This is a genomic window from Mariniflexile litorale (assembly GCF_031128465.2).
GTDB lineage: Bacteria > Bacteroidota > Bacteroidia > Flavobacteriales > Flavobacteriaceae > Mariniflexile > Mariniflexile litorale.
Window position 1 is genome coordinate 1,405,386 of sequence record NZ_CP155618.1, and the last position, 22,720, is coordinate 1,428,105.

Genomic DNA, 22,720 nt, shown 5'->3' on the forward strand with positions numbered 1-22,720 from the left:
GCTTGTATTAACTATAAAAACAAAAATTATGATTCAGTAAAAAAACTAGTCCCCAACATTAAAACCAAAATCCTATGTTAAAAAACCAATAATTTTGTTTGTTTTCAGGTGAAAAGCTATACTTCGCTTGTATGGGTCCTAAAAAAGTATCGATGGCGTAACCGAGGGCATAACCATTGTAATCTGAAAAAGAAAACCATTCTCCTGAATCAAAAATATCATCTTCTATATTTGCCCAATTCCCTTCTAAAGTTATATAATGTTTTTTAAAAATTTCGTAATCAGCGCTAAAGGCTGCTTTAACATAACTATTCCCAGAAAAAGACATGAAATCGTATCCTACAAAAGGCACAAAATTATTGATCAAATTGTTACCATAACCTCCAAGTGAAAAATCTAAGGTTTTTGTAGATTTGTCTCCTACTTTGAATCCGCCACTTGCTTGTAAATTAATGGCTAATTTATCTGACAGACTAAAAGCATACCCTACATCGGCTTTAATTATTGAAAAATTATCAAACCCTTCATTAAAACCAGATGCATATACATACATATGTAAATTACTATTAAAATAAAGTCCGCTTTTTGGAAAATACTTATTATCATAAGTATCTAATTTTAAGTTTCCAAAAACGCTTAAATAATCGGTGCTTTCAAATAAAAACTCACTTTCTTCATCCTCGGATGCGAGCGTTTCTGATTGTATTTTTAAACGTTTATGCTCCACACCCATACTTAACGAGAAATCTTTTCTAAATAAGGTTTGCACATAAATTTGATTGGTTTGATCTTGTAATTCAGCATCTACCTTGTTTAAATTAGCTTCAGCCATTTGTGTATCATCTAACAATAATTGAGCACTGATGTTTTTATTGAATTGATTGAATCTAGATTTTACACCTATACTCCAATAAAAACCTTTATCTATAAAATACTCGAAATTATAACGTACGTTATCGCCTAGAATAATATCTAATGAAGCCACGTCGCTACCAAACAACCATCTTTTTTTTGTTAGATTTACAAGAGCTGCGCTTTTGTATAAATCATCATAATGCAATCCTAATTTTAAAAAAGTAGTTGTATTGGTTTCTTTTAAATCGGCAATTAAATCATATCCTTTTTTGTTTTCACTACTCTTTAATTGATATTCAAACGAGTTGAAATTATTTGTAGCAACTAAATTATTAACGCCTCTATTAAAATAATTGTAACTAATTTTTTCATTGTTTTTTAATTTTAGTTTACCCAAAATATAAGCTCTAGTATATTTACTATTACCTTTTATAACAATATTATTAATTGTAATACTGTCTTTAGTATTGCAATTAATTTTTGGTTTGACTTCAGAATAATTTTTACTGGGTAATTTTTTTAAAGCATCTAAGGTTGTTACCGTAGCTTGTATACCACTTTTAATAATTTTTGAACCTTCATCAAAGGAGACTACAGAATAATCTTTAATGTCCGGTTTAATATAAATGTCGGTTTTTTTAACCTTCAATTTCATGTCATTAATAGTTCTGAAATTATTAATTTGAACCAAAACATCTGGTGCCGATGTTAGCTCGTCTCTAGCAGCCAAACCATCTTGTACATCTACTCCAATAATAACATCCATACCTTTAGCACGTAGCTCATCGATAGGATAATTATTCACCACCCCTCCATCTATTAATACTTGATTATTAATGGTAACTGGCTGGAATAAAGACGGTAATGCACCACTTGCCATAATAGATTGTGTTAAGTTTCCTGAATCTAATATAACAGCTTGTCCAGTTTCAATATTGGTCGCTATACAGAAAAATGGAATTGGTAACTCGTTGAAGTTATTTATTTCACTAACATGCAATGTGAGTCTGGCAAATAACCCATAAGTATTCTGGCCTCGAGATAGCGCCGATGGTAATTTAATTTTAAAATTTTCAAATGGTAGGGTTACCGCATATTTTTCAGAATTATCTCGCTCATAAAAAGCTTTGGATGCTCTTGGTAAATCATCGTTTATTAACCTATCAAAATCAATTTCTTTAAAAATAGAATCAAGTTGATTGCCTGTATAACCTGAAGCATAAAGCGCCCCAATGATGGCCCCCATACTGGTACCTGCTACATAATCTATTTTTACGCCCAAACTATCAATAACTTTTAATACCCCTATATGCGCCAACCCTTTAGCACCTCCTCCACTTAAAACCAGACCCACTTTAACATCATCTTTTTCTATGTTTTGAGAGAACACCTCAAAACAAAAGGTAAAAAAAATACATGCTAAAAAATATTTCATTGTAATTATTGTTGTTTTTTTAATGATCAAATAGAACATTAAAATGATTAATCTCTTTATCAATTAAAAAATTCGAATCATGAATGTTTCATTTGTCATGGTAGTAATTATAAATTTTTTCGGCTCTAGAAACACCAACAATAGGTTCTAATTCATCTAACTTTGCATTAGCAACTCGCTTAGCAGATTTAAAATGCTTTAACAAATCTATCACTGTTTTTTCACCAATACCTGGAATAGTTTCAAGTTCAGTATTTAACGCTGTTTTACTTCGTTTATTTCTATGGTGTTCTATTCCAAAACGGTGTGCTTCGTTCCGTAATTGTTGTATTATTTTAAGCGTTTCGCTTTTTTTATCTAAATATAGTGGAATTGGATCATTTGGGTAGTATAATTCTTCTAAACGTTTTGCAATTCCGATAATTGCTATTTTTCCTCGCAAATCTAAAGCATCTAAACTTTTCAATGACGATGATAATTGCCCTTTTCCACCATCAATAATAATGAGCTGTGGCAACGTTTGTTCTTCATCCAACATTCTTTTGTAACGACGGTAAACCACTTCTTCCATAGATGCAAAATCATCTGGACCAACAACTGTTTTGATATTAAAATGTCTATAATCTCTTTTACTTGGTTTTCCATTTTTAAAAACCACACAAGCCGCTACAGGATGAGTGCCCTGAATATTTGAGTTGTCGAAACACTCTATATGTCGTGGTTCCTCACGCAACCTTAAATCGGCTTTCATTTGCGCCATAATTCTATTGGCATGCCTGTCTGGATCTACAATTTTATCTTGCTTAAAACGCTCCATACGATAATATTTAGCATTTCTAAGCGATAAATCTAATATGTGCTTTTTATCACCTAATTGTGGTACAGTTACTTTAATATCTTCACCTAAATCCACTTTAAAAGGTGTATAAATTTCTCTTGATTTGGAATGAAACCGCTGGCGAATTTCAGTAATTGCCAATTCTAATAACTCCACATCGGTTTCGTCTAATTTCTTTTTGATTTCCAAAGTATGAGAACGAATAATGGATCCGTATGATAACTGTAAAAAATTTACGTACCCATAACTTTCATCGCTCATAATAGAAAACACATCTACATTACTAATTTTTGGATTAACAATAGTAGATCTGGATTGATAATTTTCAAGGACTTCTATCTTTTCTTTAATTTTTTGAGCCTCTTCAAAACGCATGTCTTCAGCAAGCTGCTTCATTTGTGTTTTAAACTGAGACAAAGAATCTTTAAAATTTCCTTTTAAAATTTCTTTGATACCCTTGATGTTTTCGTTGTATTCTTGCTCCGTTTCATATCCTTCACAAGGGCCTTTACAGTTTCCTAAATGGTATTCTAAACATACTTTATATTTGCCTGATTCAATTTTACTTTCAGATAAATCATAATTACAATTCCGGAGCGAATACAAGCCTTTTATTAAATCCAACAAGGTATGAACCGTTTTCATACTTGTATAAGGACCGAAATAATCGCTACCATCTTTAAAAACTCTACGGGTAGAAAACACTCTAGGGAAACGTTCATTTTTTATACAAATCCATGGATAGGATTTATCGTCTTTCAACATGACGTTATACTTGGGTTGATACTTTTTAATTAGATTATTTTCTAATAAAAGAGCATCCGTTTCAGTATCAACTACAATATGTTTTATAGTGACAATTTTTTTTACCAATACACGGGTTTTACCATTTTCGTGTATTTTTGTAAAATACGAACCGACTCGTTTCTTTAAATTTTTAGCTTTACCAACGTATAAAATAGTACCTTCAGCATCATAATACTGGTACACACCTGGTTGATTTGGTAGGGTTTGTAATTGTATTTCTAAAGTAGGTGTGTCCATTTTCTCAAAGGTAATTATTTTTAATTTTTATTATTGAAATATGCCTGTAAAATCTGTTAAACTTTTATAATGAAATCCATTTATAAATTACTAATTTGGTACATTGCGGCACATTTTAAAATTATAAAATGAAAAAAAAAGCAATTGGTAGAGTTGACAAAATAGATTTTCCTAAATTAGGTTTATTTAATATTGACGTCAAAATTGATACAGGCGCTTACACCTCTACGATTCATTATTCTGAAATTATTGAAGAAAATAATACCTTAAGATGCGTTTTTAACAGCGATAAACATCAAAATTTTGGTAAAACTGAAATTATTTTTGATGAGTACTCCAGCACTGTTGTAAAAAGCAGTAACGGATTGAAAGAAAACCGATATAAAATAAAATCTGAAGTCATTTTTTTTGGAAAGACCTACAAGATTAACCTAACTTTAAGCACACGCAACGATATGAGATTTCCTGTTTTAATAGGCAGGCAATTTTTAAAACGAAAATTTATGGTAGATGTAGATTTAGAAAATGTTTCTTATAACACAAAACCCTTATGAACATAGTTATTTTATCCAGAAACTCGAATCTATATTCAACTGATAGACTTGTTGAAGAAGGCGAAAAAAGAGGTCACAAAATAGAAGTTATTGACCCTTTAAAATGTGACATCATTATTGAAAGAGAAAAACCAACCATTTATTATAAAGACCGTTATTTGGATTATGTAGATGCTATTATACCCAGAATTGGGGCATCAATAACTTTTTATGGCTGTGCTGTGGTTCGTCAATTTGAAATGATGAATGTGTTTACCATTGCAACCTCCGATGCCATTCAACGTTCTAGAGATAAACTAAGAAGTTTACAACGTTTAAGTAAAGCTGGTATTGGTATGCCAAAAACTGTTTTTACCAATTATTCGCGAGATGTTGAAGAAGTTATTGAACATGTTGGTGGAGTACCCGTTATTATAAAATTACTTGAAGGAACTCAAGGTTTAGGAGTAGTTTTGGCAGAAACAAAAAATGCTGCCGAATCTGTTTTAGAGGCTTTTAATGGTCTAGAAGCACGCGTTATTGTACAAGAGTTTATTAAGGAAGCTAAAGGGGCTGATTTACGGGCTCTTATTGTTGATGGGCAAGTTGTAGGCGCCATGAAACGTCAAGGAAAAGAAGGTGAATTTCGGTCTAACCTACATCGTGGTGGTTCTGCTAATATTATTAAATTAAGTGATGCAGAATTACGCTTAGCTATTAATGCATCCAATGTGCTTAAATTACCTGTATGTGGTGTAGATATGTTACAATCTGCCCGCGGTCCTTTACTTTTAGAGGTGAATTCAACCCCTGGCTTAGAAGGCATTGAAGAAGCTACTGGTAAAAACATAGCAAAAAACATCATTACTTATATTGAACGCAATACACATAGTTAACTATGACATTAGCGAATAATATATTAACGATTCTTGACACCAAAATATATCCTGGAGAAAGTAAAGAGATTGATTTTGATGTAGCCAACCTGCACACCTCATCACCTGTAAATGTTCCCATCATTATTGAACGGGCAAAAAAGCCAGGGCCTATTGTGTTATTTACAGCAGGTATTCATGGTGATGAAGTTAATGGAGTTGAAATTGTAAGACAATTAATTGCTAAAGGCATTAATAAACCGAAAATCGGTACTATTATTTGTATTCCTGTTATTAATATTTTCGGTTTTATAAATTTAAAACGTGAATTTCCTGATGGTAGAGATTTAAATCGCGTATTTCCAGGTACTGTAGATGGCTCTTTAGCCAGTAGAGTTGCCCATAAATTAATACACGATGTGATACCTTGTGTAGATTGTGTCATCGATTTTCATACAGGAGGTTCTGGGAGGTTTAATGCTCCTCAAATCCGGATTAGTAAAGAAAACAGACACCTAAATGAACTAGCCAAAGTGTTTGCTGCTCCTTTTGTTCTTTACTCTAAAAATTTAAATAAATCTTTTAGGAATACCTGCTATAAATTAGGCAAAGACATGCTGCTTTTTGAAGGGGGTAAATCCATCCACATTGATGAAAGCGTCACCAACCATGCTGTTAATGGCTCTAAACGGGTATTAAAACATTTAGGTATGTTAAATACCAGTTCTAAAGTTACCATACCAAAAAAAGAAACCGTATTCATTAATGAAAGTAGGTGGCAACGTGCTAGTTTTTCTGGCATGTTTAGAGCTACTATTGCTATTGGTAGTCTAGTTAAAAAAGGAGATGTTTTAGGACATATTACGGATCCGTATGGTAAATTAAATCAAGAGGTAAAAGCACCTAATTCTGGGTACATTATTAATGTAAATGAATCGCCTATCGTTTACCAAGGGGACGCTTTGTTTCATATTTCCACAAAACTTAAACGTTAAACATATTATGCTTAAAGCCGAATTACGAAAAAAATATAAAATGCTTCGTAAGGATTTATCTACCTCTCAAATAGATGATTTAAGCATATCCATCGCCAATCAACTTTTAAAATTACCTGTTTGGGAGTTTTCATTCTACCATATTTTTTTAGCTATTGAAGAACACCACGAAGTAAATACCGATTATATTTTAAATATCTTATCGGGTAAAGACAAAAATATTCTTATTTCTAAAAGTGATTTTGAAACAGGTTTGATGACGCACTTTCTTTTAACTGACAATACTGTAATTAAGAAAAATAGTTACAATATACCAGAACCTGTTGATGGCATTGAAATTTCGAACGAGAAAATAGAGGTTGTTTTTATTCCGCTTTTAGCTTTTGATGAAAAAGGAAATCGTGTCGGTTATGGCAAAGGTTTTTATGACCGATTTTTAGCAGATTGTAAACCCGAAACTATTAAAATTGGCTTATCATTTTTTGAAGCTGAGACCGAAATTACCAATGTTTTTGAAAGTGATGTAAAAATGGATTATAGTGTAACTCCTGATAAGGTTTATGGGTTTTGATTACTTCTTCGGAAACGCTCTTTTATTAAAAACAATAAGCATAATAAAGCCAGTGCTTATAGCCATATCGGCAACATTAAAAACAGGTTCAAAAAAGGTAAAATACTCACCTCCAAAATAAGGCATCCATTCTGGTAAATAGCCTTTGTATAAAGGAAAATAAAGCATATCGACTACTTTACCATGTAAAAGGGAATCATATCCTCCAGTTTCAGGCAAAAAAGCAGCAATTTGATTAAAACTATCTTCAAATAGAATCCCATAAAAAACGGAATCTATAATATTCCCCAAAGCTCCAGCAAAAATGAGAGCAATAGATAATATTAATATCTTAGATGCTTTCTTTTTAGTTGCATCAAACAGCCAATAACCAATACCAAAAATAGCAACAATTCTAAATACAGTTAAAAATATTTTAGCAGATCTTTCAGAAATAAAAGTTACAAAATCACTAATTTTTGTACCCCAAGCCATACCATCATTTTCGATAAAATAAATTTGAAACCAACTAAATACCTCAATATGTTCCTGAAGCTTGAAATGGGTTTTTATATATATTTTACTCACTTGATCTATAAGTAAAACGATAATAATTAGAATAATAGGTTTTTTTAAGGACATTATGCTGTAATATATTAAAGTAGGAATGACAAATTGCAAAATAAAAAACGCCTCAAAAAATGAGACGTTTCAAATATATCATTTAAAATAAAATTATTGCATGTTTTTTGCTTCAATGCTTAACGTAGCATGTGGCACTAATTTTAAACGTTCTTTAGCAATTAATTTACCTGTAACGCGACAAACACCATAGGTTTTATTTTCTATTCTAATCAAAGCATTTTTTAAATCGCGAATAAACTTTTCTTGTCTTATGGCTAAAGCTGAGTTCGATTCTTTACTCATTACTTCACTTCCTTCATCAAATGCTTTGAAAGTGGGTGAAGTGTCTTCTGTGCCATTACTTAGGTTATTCATATATGCACTTTTAATCAAATCTAAATCGTGCTGTGCCTTAACTATTTTCTCTTGTATTAGCTCTTTAAACTCTGCTAAATCTTTATCAGAATATCTTACATTTAAATCTAAACTCATAATATTAATGTTTTTGAATGTACAATTTGGTATTTACCTCGTCAAACGCAATTTCTATACCACTATCTAATTTATCAATAATTTCAAGATTGTCAGTTAGTGTTTCAGCTTTTATATACGACATATTTATATTTATAGCCGTATCAATAAGCGGATTACTTTGCAACTTCACATCTATCCTATCTGTTACCTCAAATCCAGAATCTTTTCTTAAATTCTGAATACGATTCACAAGTTCTCTGGCAATTCCTTCTCTTTTTAAATCTTCAGAGATAGTAACGTCTAATGCAACCGTTAAATTGCCTTCATTAGCAACTAACCAACCCTCTATATCTTGCGATGTAATCTCTACATCATCAAGGGCTAAAGTTATATTTTTTCCATTAACTTTAATATCTAAAACACCATTTTGTTCTATTTTGTTAATATCTTCTGCCGAAAAGTTAGTAACTATTCCCGCAATGGCTTTCATATCTTTACCAAAACGAGGCCCTAAAGTTTTAAAATTAGGTTTAATTTGTTTTACTAATATCTCTGAAGCTTCTTCCAACAGTTCTATTTCCTTAATATTCACTTCATGTTTTATTAAATCTGAAATCGCTAAAATCTCATCTTTCTGCTGCTTACTCGTAACAGGAATCATGATTTTTTGAAGTGGCTGACGCACTTTTATCTTTTCTTTAGCTCGTAAAGACAGTACTAAAGACGATATGGTTTGTGCTGCTTCCATTTTGCGTTCTAGACTCTTATCTACAACCGATGCATCATATTTTGGAAATTCGGCTAAATGGACACTTTCAAAGGCTTCTTTATTAGTTCCTGCATTCAAATCTAAATACAAGCGATCCATAAAGAATGGCGCTATTGGCGCACCTAATTTTGCAATAGTTTCCATACACGTATAAAGTGTTTGATATGCAGAAATTTTATCTTGTTGGTAATCGCCTTTCCAGAAACGTCTTCTACATAAACGGACATACCAATTACTTAAATAGTCTTGAGTGAAATCTGAAATAGCACGGGCTGCTTTAGTTGGCTCATATTCACCGTAAAACGCATCAACTTGCTTTATTAAAGTATTTAATTCTGAAAGTATCCAACGGTCTATTTCTGGGCGTTCATTTACAGCAATATCCGCTTCAGCATACGTAAAATTATCTAAATTAGCATACAACTGAAAGAATGAATACGTATTATAAAGTGTTCCAAAAAACTTACGTTTTACTTCTTCAACACCTTCCAAATCGAATTTTAAATTATCCCAAGGGTTGGCATTTGCAATCATGTACCAACGTGTTGCATCGGCGCCATAAGTAGATAAGGTTTCAAAAGGATCGACCGCATTTCCTAAACGCTTAGACATCTTTTGTCCGTTTTTATCCAGCACCAATCCGTTAGACACAACGTTTTTATATGCAACCGAATCAAAAACCATCGTACCAATAGCATGAAGTGTATAGAACCACCCACGTGTTTGATCGACACCTTCAGCAATAAAATCGGCTGGATAGGATGTGCCATTATCTATTAAATCTTTGTTTTCAAATGGGTAATGCCATTGTGCATATGGCATAGAACCAGAATCGAACCAAACATCAATTAAATCGCTTTCGCGGAACATTTTTTGACCTGATGGAGATACTAAAATTACCTCATCAACAATATTTTTATGTAAATCAATTTTAGCATAGTTTTCTTCGGAATTATTCCCCACTTCAAAATCTTCAAAAATATCTTTTGAAAGTACACCTGCGGAAACTGCTTTTTGCATCTCGTTTTTCAACTCTTCAACAGAACCAATACAAATTTCTTCTTTACCATCTTCGGTTCTCCAAATTGGCAATGGAATGCCCCAATAACGCGAACGCGACAAGTTCCAATCGTTGGCGTTTGCTAACCAGTTTCCAAAACGACCTGTTCCTGTTGCTTTTGGTTTCCAGTTGATGGTTTCGTTCAATTCGAACATGCGATCTTTCACATCGGTTACTTTAATAAACCATGAATCTAACGGATAATACAGAATTGGTTTATCGGTTCTCCAGCAATTCGGGTAACTGTGTTTATATTTTTCAACCTTAAAGGCTTTATTTTCTTCTTTTAATTTGATGGCAATCTCAACATCTACCGAACGTTCTGGTGCTTCTCCATCGTTGTAATATTCATTTTTAACATATTTACCAGCATACTCAGCCACTTCAGGTCTGAACTTTCCTTGTAAATCTACCAATGGCACTAAATTGCCATTTTCATCTTTAACTAACATAGGTGGCACTGGAGGTGTTGCTTGCTTAGCAACCAAAGCATCATCAGCTCCAAAAGTAGGTGCGGTATGTACAATTCCTGTTCCATCTTCAGTCGTTACAAAATCTCCAGAAATGACTCTAAAGGCGTTTTCAGGATTGTCGTTTGGCAAAGCATACGGCAATAATTGTTCGTAGGTGATGCCTACTAAATCTTTACCTAAACATTCACTAATTATTCTGTATGGAATTTTTTTATATTCAGCGTTGTAATTCAATAATTCAGCTTCCGTTTCAACCAAATTAAACTTTCCAGCAAATTGGTAACTAACCAGTTTTTTAGCTAAAATAACATTTACAGGCTCAAATGTATATTGATTGAAAGTTTGAACCAACACATATTCAATTTTAGGCCCAACAGTTAATGCGGTATTACTTGGCAATGTCCATGGTGTGGTTGTCCAAGCTAGGAAAAAGAAATCCCCACCCCGACCCTTCACAAAGGGGAGAGAGTTGAGACCGAAAGCTTTGTAAATATCGTTTTCGGCTCCCTCTCCTTTGGAGAGGGCTGGGGTGAGGAACTGTGCCACAATAGTTGTATCCGTAACATCTTGATAGGTTCCTGGTTGGTTTAACTCGTGCGAGCTTAAACCCGTTCCTGCTTTTGGAGAATAAGGCTGAATCGTGTACCCCTTGTACATCAAATTCTTATTATAAATTTCTTTTAACAACCACCAAACACTTTCCATGTATTTTGGTTCGTAGGTAATATATGGGTCGTCCATATCTACCCAATAACCCATTTTTTGAGTTAGATCGTTCCAAACATCGGTATAACGCATCACGGCTTTACGACATGCTGCATTATAATCTTCTACCGAAATGGTTTTACCAATGTCTTCTTTGGTAATACCTAATTCTTTTTCAACACCTAATTCAATAGGCAAACCATGCGTATCCCAACCAGCTTTACGCTTTACTTGATAGCCTTTCATAGTTTTATAACGTGGAAAAATATCTTTGATAGCACGTGCTAAAACGTGGTGTACACCAGGTAATCCGTTTGCAGATGGTGGTCCTTCAAAAAACACAAACGATTCATTGTTCTCTCTGGTAGAAACACTTTTTTCAAATATGTTGTTTTCTTGCCAATAGTTAAGAATTTCTTCAGCTACTTTTGGTAAGTCAAGACCTTTATATTCAGGGAATTTAGCACTCATTGTATCAAATTTCATTTCGAGGTGCGAAATTAAGGATTTTTGATAAAATAGCGCAGTTAAATAACTAAAAAACGGTTTGTAGATTTTAAATACCGGTTATTAAAATTAATGTATCTTTTTAAACGCCTTTTGAAAACGGTTTGCTTTATTTAAAAGCAGTTTTTCTTCTTCCTCATTAACATGTTCTTTTGAAATGACTCTTTTATTTTGAATGTAGATTTTTTTAATAGGTGTATTTGCAATTTGTGAGGTTATGAAAATTAATTTATTATCTGAAAAATAATAGGCTTCTGTGATTGTTTTACTGGTAATTTCTGTGTTTTTTATTTTAGATAATTCATTTGTATTTTCATCGAAAAACACATAGTATTTAAAAGTCCCTATATCCTTAAATCCTTCTTTATCAGTTAAAGCACCTTCCGTTATAGTTTCTTTCAATTTTTTATTGGCATCAATTTTCGAAATTGTCTTTTCTATTTCAGCAACAGCAACATCTTTACTTATATATGTTTTGGTTCCACAAGAAAGAACTGTTAATAAAAGTATTATAAAACCTAAATTTTTCATCTATTTTAAATTTATCATTCTATGTGAATTTAAAGTATAAAAAAAGCCTAAACAAACATTTAGGTCTTTTTTTATGAGAACATTTAATCTCTAATTAACAATAATTTTTTTAGTAATTACTTGGCCTGTTTTAGTTTTAAACCAAGCCACATAATTATGGTGGGACCTACAACAGAATTAAACTCTAAACGTATTTTTTGCATTTCCATATCTTTCAATGATTTAGATGACGTAGAAGTGTTTTTATTTTTGGATGATTTGGAAAATGTAGACCCCTTATTAATAAGTATCATCGGCATCAGATTCTTTTATAAATATACGTTGATTGTTATTAAAAACCACTTGGCCGCTAGCTATAATTTCTGTTATAAAACCTTGCCCAACAGAAAGATATCTTGATGGAGTTATAGTACCATCTTGAGAGTCATTGTTAGCTCCTATGTCCAAAAATTGAATGCTATGTAAGATCCTAATTTAAATAGTTGCAGAACACTCTTTTTTATTGATTAGAAATGTTAAATCGGTAATTTACACATGTATAAATGTGAAGGAAATGTAATCAGGCAGCCACTAGTTTCGTTCTAATTCATTAAATATTAACTCAATAATAATAAAATATGGCTAAATAAAGATAAAAAAACATGTTTTTTTACCGAACAAGTAGGTTTTTTGTTCGATTAAAAAAATTTAGTAATTATCTTTTAATTTGGTTTTATTACTGTTGAAATTTAAGAAACAATGGCATCCACTATATCTTCAATTTTAGAAATGAGTTGAATTTTAATGGCCGTGTTTTTAAGAGAAATTTTATTGTATTTAGACACAAAAATGGTTGAAAATCCTAATTTTTCAGCTTCTAGTATACGTTGTTCTACCCGTTGCACAGGACGTATTTCACCAGACAAACCAACTTCAGCAGCAAAACAAAAGTCTTTTTGTAATGCAACATCTTCGTTAGATGATAAAATGGAAGCCACTACAGCCAAATCAATAGCGGGGTCATCTACATTAATTCCTCCGGTAATATTTAGAAACACATCTTTAGCACCTAAACGAAAGCCTGCCCGCTTCTCTAAAACGGCCAATAACATATTAAGTCGTTTAGCATTAAAACCCGTAGCACTTCGTTGTGGAGTTCCATAAACGGCTGTACTTACCAAAGCTTGTACCTCAATCATCAATGGGCGCATGCCCTCAAGTGTGGCCGCTATAGCATTACCCGAAAGTTCTTCATCCTTCTTTGAAATTAAAATTTCTGATGGGTTCGACACTTCTCGTAAACCAGACCCTTGCATTTCATAAATACCCAGCTCGTTAGTAGATCCAAAGCGGTTTTTATGCGCTCGTAAAATTCTAAATACATGATTGCGGTCGCCTTCAAACTGCAAAACAGTATCTACCATATGTTCTAAAATTTTAGGACCGGCAATATTACCATCTTTCGTTATGTGACCAATTAGTAATACTGGAGTAGCTGTTTCTTTAGCAAACTTAATTAACTCGGTAGTGCATTCTTTTATTTGAGAAATACTTCCAGAAGACGATTCAATATAATCGCTATGAAGTGTTTGAATGGAATCAATAATAACAATATCGGGCTCCAAAGCTTCAATTTGTTTAAAAATGTTTTGGGTTTTTGTTTCTGTAAGAATATAACAATTATTATGCTTCGGATTAATACGTTCTGCACGCATTTTTATTTGTTTTTGACTTTCTTCACCCGAAACATATAAGGTTTTATAAGGTAGTTTTAATGAAATTTGAAGCAATAAGGTGCTTTTACCAATTCCAGGCTCTCCTCCTAAAAGTGTTAAAGATCCTGGCACAATGCCACCACCAAGAACCCGATTAAATTCGCCATCAAATGTATCTAGCCTTGCTTCCTTTGAGGCATCAATGTCTTGAATTCGCAGAGGTATAGCGGCTTTTTTTACTGTAGATGTTGGTGATTTCCAATCGCTTTTTTCCGGTGTTTGGATTACTTCTTCAACAATAGTATTCCACTCTTTACACGCATTACATTGCCCTTGCCATTTTGCATATTGCGAACCGCAATTCTGACAAAAAAATGTAGTTTTAACTTTTGCCATTAATATCCAAAATCTGTTTTAATAGCCTCAGCTTTTTCAAGCATAAAATCTTTGGTAAAACCAGCTATTTCATCTAAAGTAAATGCCGTTTCATATGTTCGCATTGCTTTTTTAGGTTCGCCTGCTTCTTCGTAAAACCTAGCTAAATAATAGCTTCCTAAAAGTGTTTTTGGGTATTCGTCTCGGGCCATTTTGCCTAAAACTTCATAATATTCAAAATTTCGTGTCTTTTCAATAGCTGCTGAAATAGCCTTAAAATCATTTATAAGAATTCGCTTTTTTATGCCAAACAACTCATGAATAGCCTTATATTTTTCTTGAAGATATTCTACAGGTGAGCCTTCTAAATTTAGAATAGTTTTAGTATATTCTTCTTTACTTATAGGTTGAAAAACTTTAAAAATAGATTCAATAGCATTTGGAATGGCATGTGTAGACACCGAATAATGTGATGGTTTCTCAAAATTATTAAATTTATAGAAAAGATTTTTATTGTTTAATGCTGAAATATCGGTATGTAATGCATCTGTCATTTGTTTCATGGACGATGAGTCATTATTCGTATTTGCCAAATAATAAAAAGTTTTTGAAGGAATGGCTCTTAAAGCATCAGTAATATAGGTAATCATATTGGGTGCCAATTCAGGACTGATAGCCATATATCCTTTAAATAAGGGATCTGGTTTTAGTAAAAAATAATTAATAAAGTTTGCGGTTTCACCATGCCCTACTATAACTCTAAAATTATCCGTTTTATATTTTTTCTCTAAATGAGGTATAAGTTCCATACCAATAAACTCGAAAAAATTTGCACCTGCATCTATAGGTAGTGAATTTTGTTCGGCATACATACAGTCATCATAACGTTTATCAAATTGATTAATGCCTACAACAATAGAAGCAGGCATGTCTTCCCAATACGAATAATAATCAATATTTCCCGCCACGGCTTCAAATAAGTAATCCCCATCTAAAACAATGAATAAAGGATACTTTGTATTGTCGCTAGGATTATAACCTCTAGGGAATTGAATTTTTAATTCGCGAGTTTCGCCAAGCTTCGCAGACTCTATAGTCTCATATTTTACTTGGGCATTAAAACTAGTTATTGAGCAAAGAACTAATATAACGAAAAGGAGATGTTTCATTTTAAAAAAGATTTGAGATTTTAATGCAAGGTATGAAATTAGTTAAAACTAAAAAAAGCAGATTTTAAGTCTTTAACGTTTAGATTTTTTTCTGTTATAAATAGGTAAGTAAATAAGCGATAAACCTCCGAAAATAATAATCATAAGAGTTTGAGAAGCCCACATAATCCAACCAAAAGCAATACTGGGTTCTTGGGCAATACCAAAGATTGAAAACGCCGCATAAACAGCCAACGGATAGGAGCCTATACCGCCATTGGTTGCTGCAATACTAAAGCTAGCTGAAATAAACCCTATCAAAATAGCTCCTGTTGAAATACCTTCTAAATCTTCAATTGCCAAAGATGTTACATAAAACATAAGTAAATACATAGCCCAAATAAATAGGGTATGAAAAATAAACGCCCATTTTTTTTTCATTTTGAAGACACTTAAAGCACCTTCAACTAATCCCTTTATAAAGTTTTTAATTTTTATTGCGAATTTAGATTCACTTTTTTTTATAAATCTAAAAAAGGCTATAGCGAGTAAGACTAATATGACTAAGGCCAATAAAATTTTGAGGGGATTGAATTTTTCAGTAAAAAAACTATAAATAAAATCAAATTGAAGAAATAAGGTTATGAGAATTATACCAAACATAACTATTAAATCGGCAATACGTTCAGCTATAATAGTTCCAAAACCTTTTTCGAAGGGGACGCCTTCATAGGTTGTAAGTATAGATGCTCTAGCAACTTCTCCTGCTCGTGGAATGGTATAATTTATTAAATAGGTTGCAAAAACCGCCATAACGCTATTGCCAAATTTAATATTATAACCCATAGGTTCTAGCTGAAAACGCCAACGATATGCACGGGATAGGTGACTTAACAAACCTAAAAAAAGACCAAAAGCAATCCATAAATAATTTGATTTTTGCAAGTATACTAATATATCTTCTATTGAAACCTTAGACAGTGAATACCATACTAAAAAAACTCCCAATAATAATGGGAGTGAAATTTTAAGTATATTCTTTATATTGTAGTTCAAACTTTTATTTTAACAAGTTTGTTGCTTCATCTGGAAAAACTAAAGAAGGCTTAAATACTTTGGCTTCTTCAATATCCATAAAAGCGTAAGTAATTAATATTAAGGTATCACCCACTGCAACTTTTCGGGCGGCAGCACCATTTAATGTTATTTCACCACTATTGCGTGGTCCAGGAATACAATAAGTTTCCAAACGTTCGCCATTGTCGTTATTTACAATTTGAACTTTTTCTCCTTGAATAATGTTAGCTGCTTCCATTAAATCTTCATCAATAGTAATACTACCGATGTAGTTAAGTTCTGCACCGGTACATTTTACTCTATGAATTTTAGATTTTACTACTTGTATTTGCATGTGGCAAAGATAATTAATTTAACGCGATATTGTCAATGAGTCTAATATCATCTGCATATACAGCAATAAACGCTCTATAAGTTTTTTTGTTTGATTTCCGCTTTAAAGTTTTTAAAGTTGAAATATCGGCAATAATAAAATATTCTAATTTCAATAATTTATGACTTTCAAACTGTTTTTCAACCCATTTCGATACTTTATTAGCACTTTTTGTGCCAAAAAGAGTTTTGGCAGTTTCTAATGTTTTATAAATAAAGGGAGCGACTTCTTTATAGTCAGGTTTGAGTCGGCTATTGCGTGAACTCATTGCTAAACCAGATGACTCTCTGTATATGGGACAAGGTACAATCGTAACTGGGATATGATGTTTTTCAACTAATTTTTTTATAATTGCTAATTGCTGAAAATCTTTCTCTCCAAAATAGGCTTTATTTGGTTTTATAATATGGAATAAACGCTTCACGACAGTACCTACGCCATCAAAATGTCCCGTTCTAAATTTACCTTCCATTTCAAATTCTAAGCCATCAAAATCGAAGGTTTCAGAAACTGCATTTCCTCCATAAATATCATCAACCGTTGGTGCGTAAACTAAAATAGCATCTTCATTTAAAGTACTAAGTAACTCTACATCTCTTTCTAAGGTTCTAGGATATTTTACTAAATCTTCTTTATTATCAAATTGTGTTGGATTCACAAAAATACTAATAACCACCTTATCATTATTTTTTAATGCTTTTTTCACTAAAGCCAAGTGCCCTTTATGCAATGCCCCCATAGTAGGAACCAACCCTAAAGTTTGCTTTTTTTCTTTAAAAGCATCAATGGCAATAGCCATTTGTTGTTTTTCTGTGTAAACCTTCACCTTTTAATATAAAATTAACGGGGGCAAACTTAAGATTTTACAATCAATCTGCATAAATTTTTGTACTTTTGCGTGTTTTTTATTTCGATTTTCTCGAATAAAACACTGTTATATGGCAAGTTGTTCTAAATTTCTCACAATGAGAAATGATTAATGCCATGTTATATAAAATCTATAAAAGCTATAAATTCGAACACATGAAAGATAAGAGGATATTATATGTATCATCTGAAGTAGTGCCTTATTTACCCGAAACCGAAATTTCTTCAATGTCTTTTGAAGCGCCACGGCTAGTAAATCAACAAGGTGGTCAAATAAGAATTTTTATGCCTCGATACGGCAATATAAATGAACGAAGACACCAATTGCACGAAGTTATTAGACTTTCTGGAATCAATTTAGTGATAAATGATTTAGATATGCCACTTATAATTAAGGTAGCATCCATCCCTAAAGAGCGCATTCAAGTCTATTTTATTGATAACGATGAATACTTTAAAAGAAAAGCAACCTTAACCGATGAAGATGGTAATTTATTTGCCGATAACGACGAACGTGCCATTTTCTTTGCCAAAGGCGTTATAGAAACGGTTAAGAAATTGAATTGGTCGCCTGATATTATTCATGTTCATGGGTGGTTAGCCTCTTTATTACCTATTTATCTAAAAGAATACTACAAAGACGAGCCCTTATTTACTGAAAGTAAAATAGTAACTTCTGTGTACAATCAAAGTTTTAACAATACGTTAAATAAAGATATGCTTAATAAAGTTAAATTTGACAATCTTAACGAAGATGCTATTAAAATTTTAGAAGAACCATCATATGTGAATTTAATGAAAGTTGCAATTGATTATTCGGATGCATTAATAGTAGGATCTGAAGATATTCCAAAAGATTTAGAAACCTATTTAAAAGCGTCGAATAAACCCGTTTTAGAATACAAAAATAAAGAAGAATTTGGAGAAGCTTATAAAATATTTTTTAATACTAAAGTTTTAAGCTAACCCATTACATTCATTTTAATATATATGAAGAAGACCATTAAAACCCTTAAATTTTCCGTTGCTTTTTTATTCGTTTTTTCATCTTTTATTGCTTGCGACAAAGATTTTGCTATTGTTGAAAGTGACGTACTTGGAGAACAAAATTCAAATTTTAAAACTGACAGCATTAGCTTTCAAATAGCCGCTTACAATAAAAAACTTGACTCCTTACAAATTAACGGGTTATCTTCATACTTGTTAGGGGTTTATAACGACCCTGCGTATGGACAAACCATCGCTAGTATTATAACACAAATTACACCTTCTATATACAGTCCTGATTTTGGAGACAACCCTGTTATCGATTCTGTTGTTTTAACCATTCCATATTTTAACAGAGCTACGGGAACAGATGAGAATGGTAATCCCACTTATACTTTAGATTCTATATATGGTAAAATACCGAAAGAGGCCATCAAGCCTTTCCAATTAACTATCTATCAAAACAATTATTTTTTAAGAACTTTTGATCCTAACACAAGTTTAGACCAAAAACAAAAATATTATTCAAAAGCAGATGGTAGTATCAATACTACCGATAATTTTGCTTTAAATGGGAGCTCTGTTATAAATTTTGATGACCAAAAAGGCGCTCTAGTTTATTCAAATTCATCTTTCACCCCTAGTAATGATGCAATTAAAACAAGCGTTGGAGTAGCTCCTGATAAAGTCACAACATTATCTACACCTGCTTTAAGAGAGAAATTAGACATTGCCTTTTGGAAAACAACTATCTTAGACAAAGAAGATGATGCAGTATTAAGTAACCCTAGTAATTTTAGTAATTATTTCAGAGGTCTATATTTTAAAGCCGAGACTATTGGTGGCACAGGTAATATGATATTATTAAATTTAGCTACCAACGCTAACATCACTATTTATTATTCCAAAGACTCTAGTGTCGCAGGTGAAAAAACACAATCCACCTATACATTAAATTTTACTGAAAACATTCTAAATACCTTTATTAATAATTACAGTTCTGTACCCTTACAAAATGGCAACAAAACCACAGGTGACGAAAAACTTTATTTAAAAGGAGCAGAAGGTTCAATGGCTGTTGTAGATTTATTTAGTGGAACCAATACTTTAGAAGATTTTTTAAACACTTACAGAATACCTCTTGGTAATAATGAATATAAAAAAGATCGTTATGGCAATTACATTTTAAGGCGTTTAATAAATGAAGCACAATTAATTATTTATGAAGATGACTCAATGCTGACTTATGGTGTAGATGATAATGGAGACGACTATCATGAATATGATAGAATTTATGCCTATGATATTAAAAACAACAAGCAGCTTATTGATTATGATTACGATCCTACAGGGAATACAACAACCCCTTATAATTCTGTATTTTTTCATTTAGGGCAACGTCAAACAGATGATGCAAGTGTTTCAAAATATAAAATTCATTTAACCGAGCATTTAAATAATATTTTACTTAGAGATTCAACAAATACAAAAATAGGCTTAGTCTTATCGACTAACGTAAATCGAATTAATAGTGCTAAAATTTTGAATAGTGCAGATGAAGTTACTTCAATACCTGCTACGTCTCTATTAACCCCAAGAGGAACTATTTTATATGGAACCAATTCAACCGTTCCTAATAATAGAAAAATGAAATTAAAAATATTTTTCACCGAACCTAAATAATTTCAACTATAGAATTTATACGATGAAGTCATTTCTTACCAAAGAAAAGTGAACTTCATCGTATAAATTAATGACTTCATATAATAATTATCGTTCATTAGCATTTATTTTACATATTTGCTTCAAATTAGAACCCCAACACCAAAAACAAATAAATTATGTGTGGAATTGTAGGATATATAGGAACTAGAGAAGCTTATCCAATTATAATTGAAGGACTCAAACGTTTAGAATACCGAGGTTATGACAGTGCAGGAATCGCACTTTTTGATGGCACAGATCTTAAAGTTTCTAAAACAAAAGGGAAAGTCTCAGATTTAGAAGAACGCTGTGAAAAAGAAATTACAAAACACGGTAATATAGGTATAGGGCATACTAGATGGGCAACCCATGGGGTTCCAAACGATGTCAACTCACATCCACACCTTTCAAATTCTGGTGATTTAGTTATTATTCATAACGGTATTATTGAAAATTATGGATCTTTAAAACAAGAATTAATTTCAAGAGGATACACTTTTAAATCCGATACCGATACCGAAGTTTTAATAAATTTAATTGAAGACGTAAAAAAACAAGAAAATGTTAAACTGGGCAAAGCTGTGCAAATAGCACTAAACCAAGTTGTTGGTGCTTATGCCATTGCCGTTTTTGATAAGAATAAACCAGAAGAAATTGTTATTGCGCGCTTAGGAAGCCCCTTAGCAGTAGGTGTTGGCGAAAATGAATTTTTTATTGCAAGTGATGCCTCTCCTTTTTTAGAATATACTAAAAATGCCATCTATTTAGAAGATGAAGAAATGGCCATTATTAGATTTCATAAAGGCATAAAAATTAGAAAAATTAAAGATGATTCTATAGTACCCGCTTATGTTCAAGAACTTCAAATGAACCTTGAGCAAATTGAAAAAGGTGGTTATGAGCATTTTATGCTAAAAGAAATACACGAACAACCAAAGGCGATTACAGATACTTACAGAGGTCGATTGTTAAGAAACGAAGCTATTATAAAAATGGCTGGTGTTGAAGACAATATGAAGAAATTTCTTAATGCCAACCGAATTATAATTGTAGCTTGCGGTACCTCATGGCACGCTGGTTTGGTGGCAGAATACATTTTTGAAGATTTAGCAAGAATACCCGTTGAAGTAGAATATGCATCCGAGTTTAGATATAGAAACCCTGTAATAGGAGAAAATGATGTTGTGATTGCTATTTCCCAATCTGGAGAAACTGCCGACACTTTAGCTGCCATAAAATTAGCAAAATCTAGAGGGGCATTTGTTTTTGGGGTTTGTAATGTTGTAGGCTCATCTATTGCCAGAGAAACTGATGCTGGCGCTTATACACATGCTGGTCCAGAAATTGGAGTAGCCTCAACAAAAGCATTCACCACCCAAATAACCGTTCTAACTTTAATAGCATTACGCTTGGCGAGAGCTAAAGGTACTATTAGTAGTTCTGACTTCAGACAGCATTTATTAGAATTAGAATTAATTCCTAAAAAAGTAGAAGAAGCTTTAGAATCGGATGCACATATTAAAATGATTGCAGATATATATAAAAATTCTCGCAACTGTTTATATTTGGGAAGAGGTTATAATTTCCCAGTAGCATTAGAAGGTGCTTTAAAATTAAAAGAAATTTCTTATATACATGCAGAAGGCTACCCAGCTGCTGAAATGAAACATGGCCCTATTGCTTTAATTGACGAAAATATGCCAATTATTGTAATTGCAACAAAAAAAGGACATTACGAAAAAGTAGTAAGTAATATTCAAGAAATAAAATCCAGAAAAGGAAAAATTATTGGTATTGTAACCCAAGGCGACACCCAAGTTAGAGAGCTAGCTGATCACGTTATTGAAGTTCCAGATACTTTAGAATCTTTATCTCCATTATTAACTACCATCCCACTTCAATTGCTATCCTACCATATAGCAGTGTTGTTGGATAAAAATGTAGATCAACCACGTAACTTAGCAAAATCTGTTACTGTAGAATAATAAAAAAACCTATTTGTTACTTTGAATAAAAACGTCATGATTGATACTCAATCATGACGTTTTCTTATTTATTTGGTTTTTTTTTACATAAAAAACAGTTTAAAGGCTTTTTTTTACACATAAATCAGTTTGAAAATATATTTTTTTGTTAAAATTTACTATGCGTGCATAATTTTTATGTATATTTATTCCTAGGCCTTATATAATATTTTTTATACTGCTTATCACATACTAAAACTAAT

The 22,720-nt window shown here is 32.2% G+C and carries 19 protein-coding genes; 7 read left to right on the forward strand and 12 right to left on the reverse strand.

The window, feature by feature from the left end; all coding sequences use genetic code 11:
• Positions 1 to 58 precede the first annotated feature (58 nt).
• Positions 59 to 2,290, reverse strand: coding sequence for a patatin-like phospholipase family protein (locus QLS71_RS05825; RefSeq protein WP_308991533.1), 2,232 nt, complete (start codon positions 2,288 to 2,290; stop codon positions 59 to 61).
• Between the two features lie 88 nt (positions 2,291 to 2,378).
• Complete coding sequence (uvrC, locus tag QLS71_RS05830) at positions 2,379 to 4,172, reverse strand: excinuclease ABC subunit UvrC (protein ID WP_308991534.1); 1,794 nt, start codon at positions 4,170 to 4,172, stop codon at positions 2,379 to 2,381.
• 128 nt (positions 4,173 to 4,300) lie between these two features.
• Between uvrC and QLS71_RS05835 the strand changes: the two genes are divergently transcribed.
• Genes QLS71_RS05835 through QLS71_RS05850 form a run of 4 tightly spaced genes read left to right on the forward strand, consistent with a single transcriptional unit; the run spans position 4,301 to position 7,146 of the window.
• Positions 4,301 to 4,726 carry a RimK/LysX family protein gene (locus tag QLS71_RS05835; protein WP_308991535.1) on the forward strand — a complete coding sequence of 142 codons (426 nt, stop codon included), beginning with the start codon at positions 4,301 to 4,303 and terminating at the stop codon, positions 4,724 to 4,726.
• Positions 4,723 to 5,601, forward strand: coding sequence for a 30S ribosomal protein S6--L-glutamate ligase (gene rimK / locus QLS71_RS05840; RefSeq protein ID WP_308991536.1), 879 nt, complete (start codon positions 4,723 to 4,725; stop codon positions 5,599 to 5,601). The genes QLS71_RS05835 and rimK overlap by 4 nt, the downstream gene beginning before the upstream one ends.
• A gap of 2 nt (positions 5,602 to 5,603) precedes the next feature.
• A complete protein-coding gene (locus tag QLS71_RS05845) occupies positions 5,604 to 6,575 on the forward strand; it encodes a succinylglutamate desuccinylase/aspartoacylase family protein (RefSeq protein WP_308991537.1) in 972 nt (323 codons plus the stop codon).
• A gap of 7 nt (positions 6,576 to 6,582) precedes the next feature.
• On the forward strand, positions 6,583 to 7,146 hold the full coding sequence (locus QLS71_RS05850) for a 5-formyltetrahydrofolate cyclo-ligase (RefSeq protein WP_308991538.1): 564 nt from the start codon (positions 6,583 to 6,585) through the stop codon (positions 7,144 to 7,146).
• Here QLS71_RS05850 and QLS71_RS05855 read toward each other — a convergent pair whose 3' ends face one another.
• From QLS71_RS05855 to panC, 10 genes are all read right to left on the reverse strand, one after another.
• Positions 7,147 to 7,767: a lipoprotein signal peptidase gene (locus QLS71_RS05855; RefSeq protein ID WP_308991539.1), complete on the reverse strand. Its 621-nt coding sequence runs from the start codon at positions 7,765 to 7,767 to the stop codon at positions 7,147 to 7,149.
• Between the two features lie 93 nt (positions 7,768 to 7,860).
• Positions 7,861 to 8,241, reverse strand: coding sequence for a TraR/DksA C4-type zinc finger protein (locus QLS71_RS05860; protein WP_308991540.1), 381 nt, complete (start codon positions 8,239 to 8,241; stop codon positions 7,861 to 7,863).
• A gap of 4 nt (positions 8,242 to 8,245) precedes the next feature.
• Positions 8,246 to 11,701 (reverse strand): isoleucine--tRNA ligase, encoded by a 3,456-nt coding sequence (gene ileS / locus QLS71_RS05865; protein WP_308991635.1) that lies wholly within the window; start codon positions 11,699 to 11,701, stop codon positions 8,246 to 8,248.
• A 105-nt stretch (positions 11,702 to 11,806) separates the two neighbouring features.
• A complete protein-coding gene (locus tag QLS71_RS05870) occupies positions 11,807 to 12,268 on the reverse strand; it encodes a hypothetical protein (protein WP_308991541.1) in 462 nt (153 codons plus the stop codon).
• A gap of 279 nt (positions 12,269 to 12,547) precedes the next feature.
• Positions 12,548 to 12,715 (reverse strand): hypothetical protein, encoded by a 168-nt coding sequence (locus QLS71_RS05875; protein ID WP_308991542.1) that lies wholly within the window; start codon positions 12,713 to 12,715, stop codon positions 12,548 to 12,550.
• A gap of 281 nt (positions 12,716 to 12,996) precedes the next feature.
• The gene (radA, locus tag QLS71_RS05880) at positions 12,997 to 14,358 is read right to left on the reverse strand and encodes a DNA repair protein RadA (RefSeq protein ID WP_308991543.1); all 1,362 of its coding nucleotides are present in this window, start codon (positions 14,356 to 14,358) and stop codon (positions 12,997 to 12,999) included.
• A complete protein-coding gene (locus QLS71_RS05885) occupies positions 14,358 to 15,506 on the reverse strand; it encodes an alpha/beta hydrolase-fold protein (protein ID WP_308991544.1) in 1,149 nt (382 codons plus the stop codon). Before QLS71_RS05885 ends, radA begins: the two co-directional genes overlap by 1 nt.
• Positions 15,507 to 15,578: 72 nt before the next feature.
• Positions 15,579 to 16,541 (reverse strand): lysylphosphatidylglycerol synthase transmembrane domain-containing protein, encoded by a 963-nt coding sequence (locus QLS71_RS05890; RefSeq protein WP_308991545.1) that lies wholly within the window; start codon positions 16,539 to 16,541, stop codon positions 15,579 to 15,581.
• A gap of 4 nt (positions 16,542 to 16,545) precedes the next feature.
• Entirely contained in the window at positions 16,546 to 16,896 is a 351-nt protein-coding gene (gene panD / locus QLS71_RS05895; protein WP_117173454.1) for an aspartate 1-decarboxylase, read from the reverse strand.
• Positions 16,897 to 16,909: 13 nt separating this feature from the next.
• Positions 16,910 to 17,761: a pantoate--beta-alanine ligase gene (gene panC / locus QLS71_RS05900; protein ID WP_308991546.1), complete on the reverse strand. Its 852-nt coding sequence runs from the start codon at positions 17,759 to 17,761 to the stop codon at positions 16,910 to 16,912.
• 197 nt (positions 17,762 to 17,958) lie between these two features.
• Between panC and QLS71_RS05905 the strand changes: the two genes are divergently transcribed.
• The 3 genes from QLS71_RS05905 to glmS all read left to right on the forward strand — a co-directional run bounded on the left by QLS71_RS05905 (position 17,959) and on the right by glmS (position 22,478).
• Positions 17,959 to 18,768, forward strand: coding sequence for a glycogen/starch synthase (locus tag QLS71_RS05905; RefSeq protein WP_308991547.1), 810 nt, complete (start codon positions 17,959 to 17,961; stop codon positions 18,766 to 18,768).
• A 24-nt stretch (positions 18,769 to 18,792) separates the two neighbouring features.
• Positions 18,793 to 20,472, forward strand: a complete 1,680-nt coding sequence (locus tag QLS71_RS05910) for a DUF4270 domain-containing protein (protein ID WP_308991548.1) — start codon at positions 18,793 to 18,795, stop codon at positions 20,470 to 20,472.
• Between the two features lie 158 nt (positions 20,473 to 20,630).
• Complete coding sequence (glmS, locus tag QLS71_RS05915; protein WP_308991549.1) at positions 20,631 to 22,478, forward strand: glutamine--fructose-6-phosphate transaminase (isomerizing); 1,848 nt, start codon at positions 20,631 to 20,633, stop codon at positions 22,476 to 22,478.
• The last annotated feature ends 242 nt before the right edge of the window (positions 22,479 to 22,720 follow it).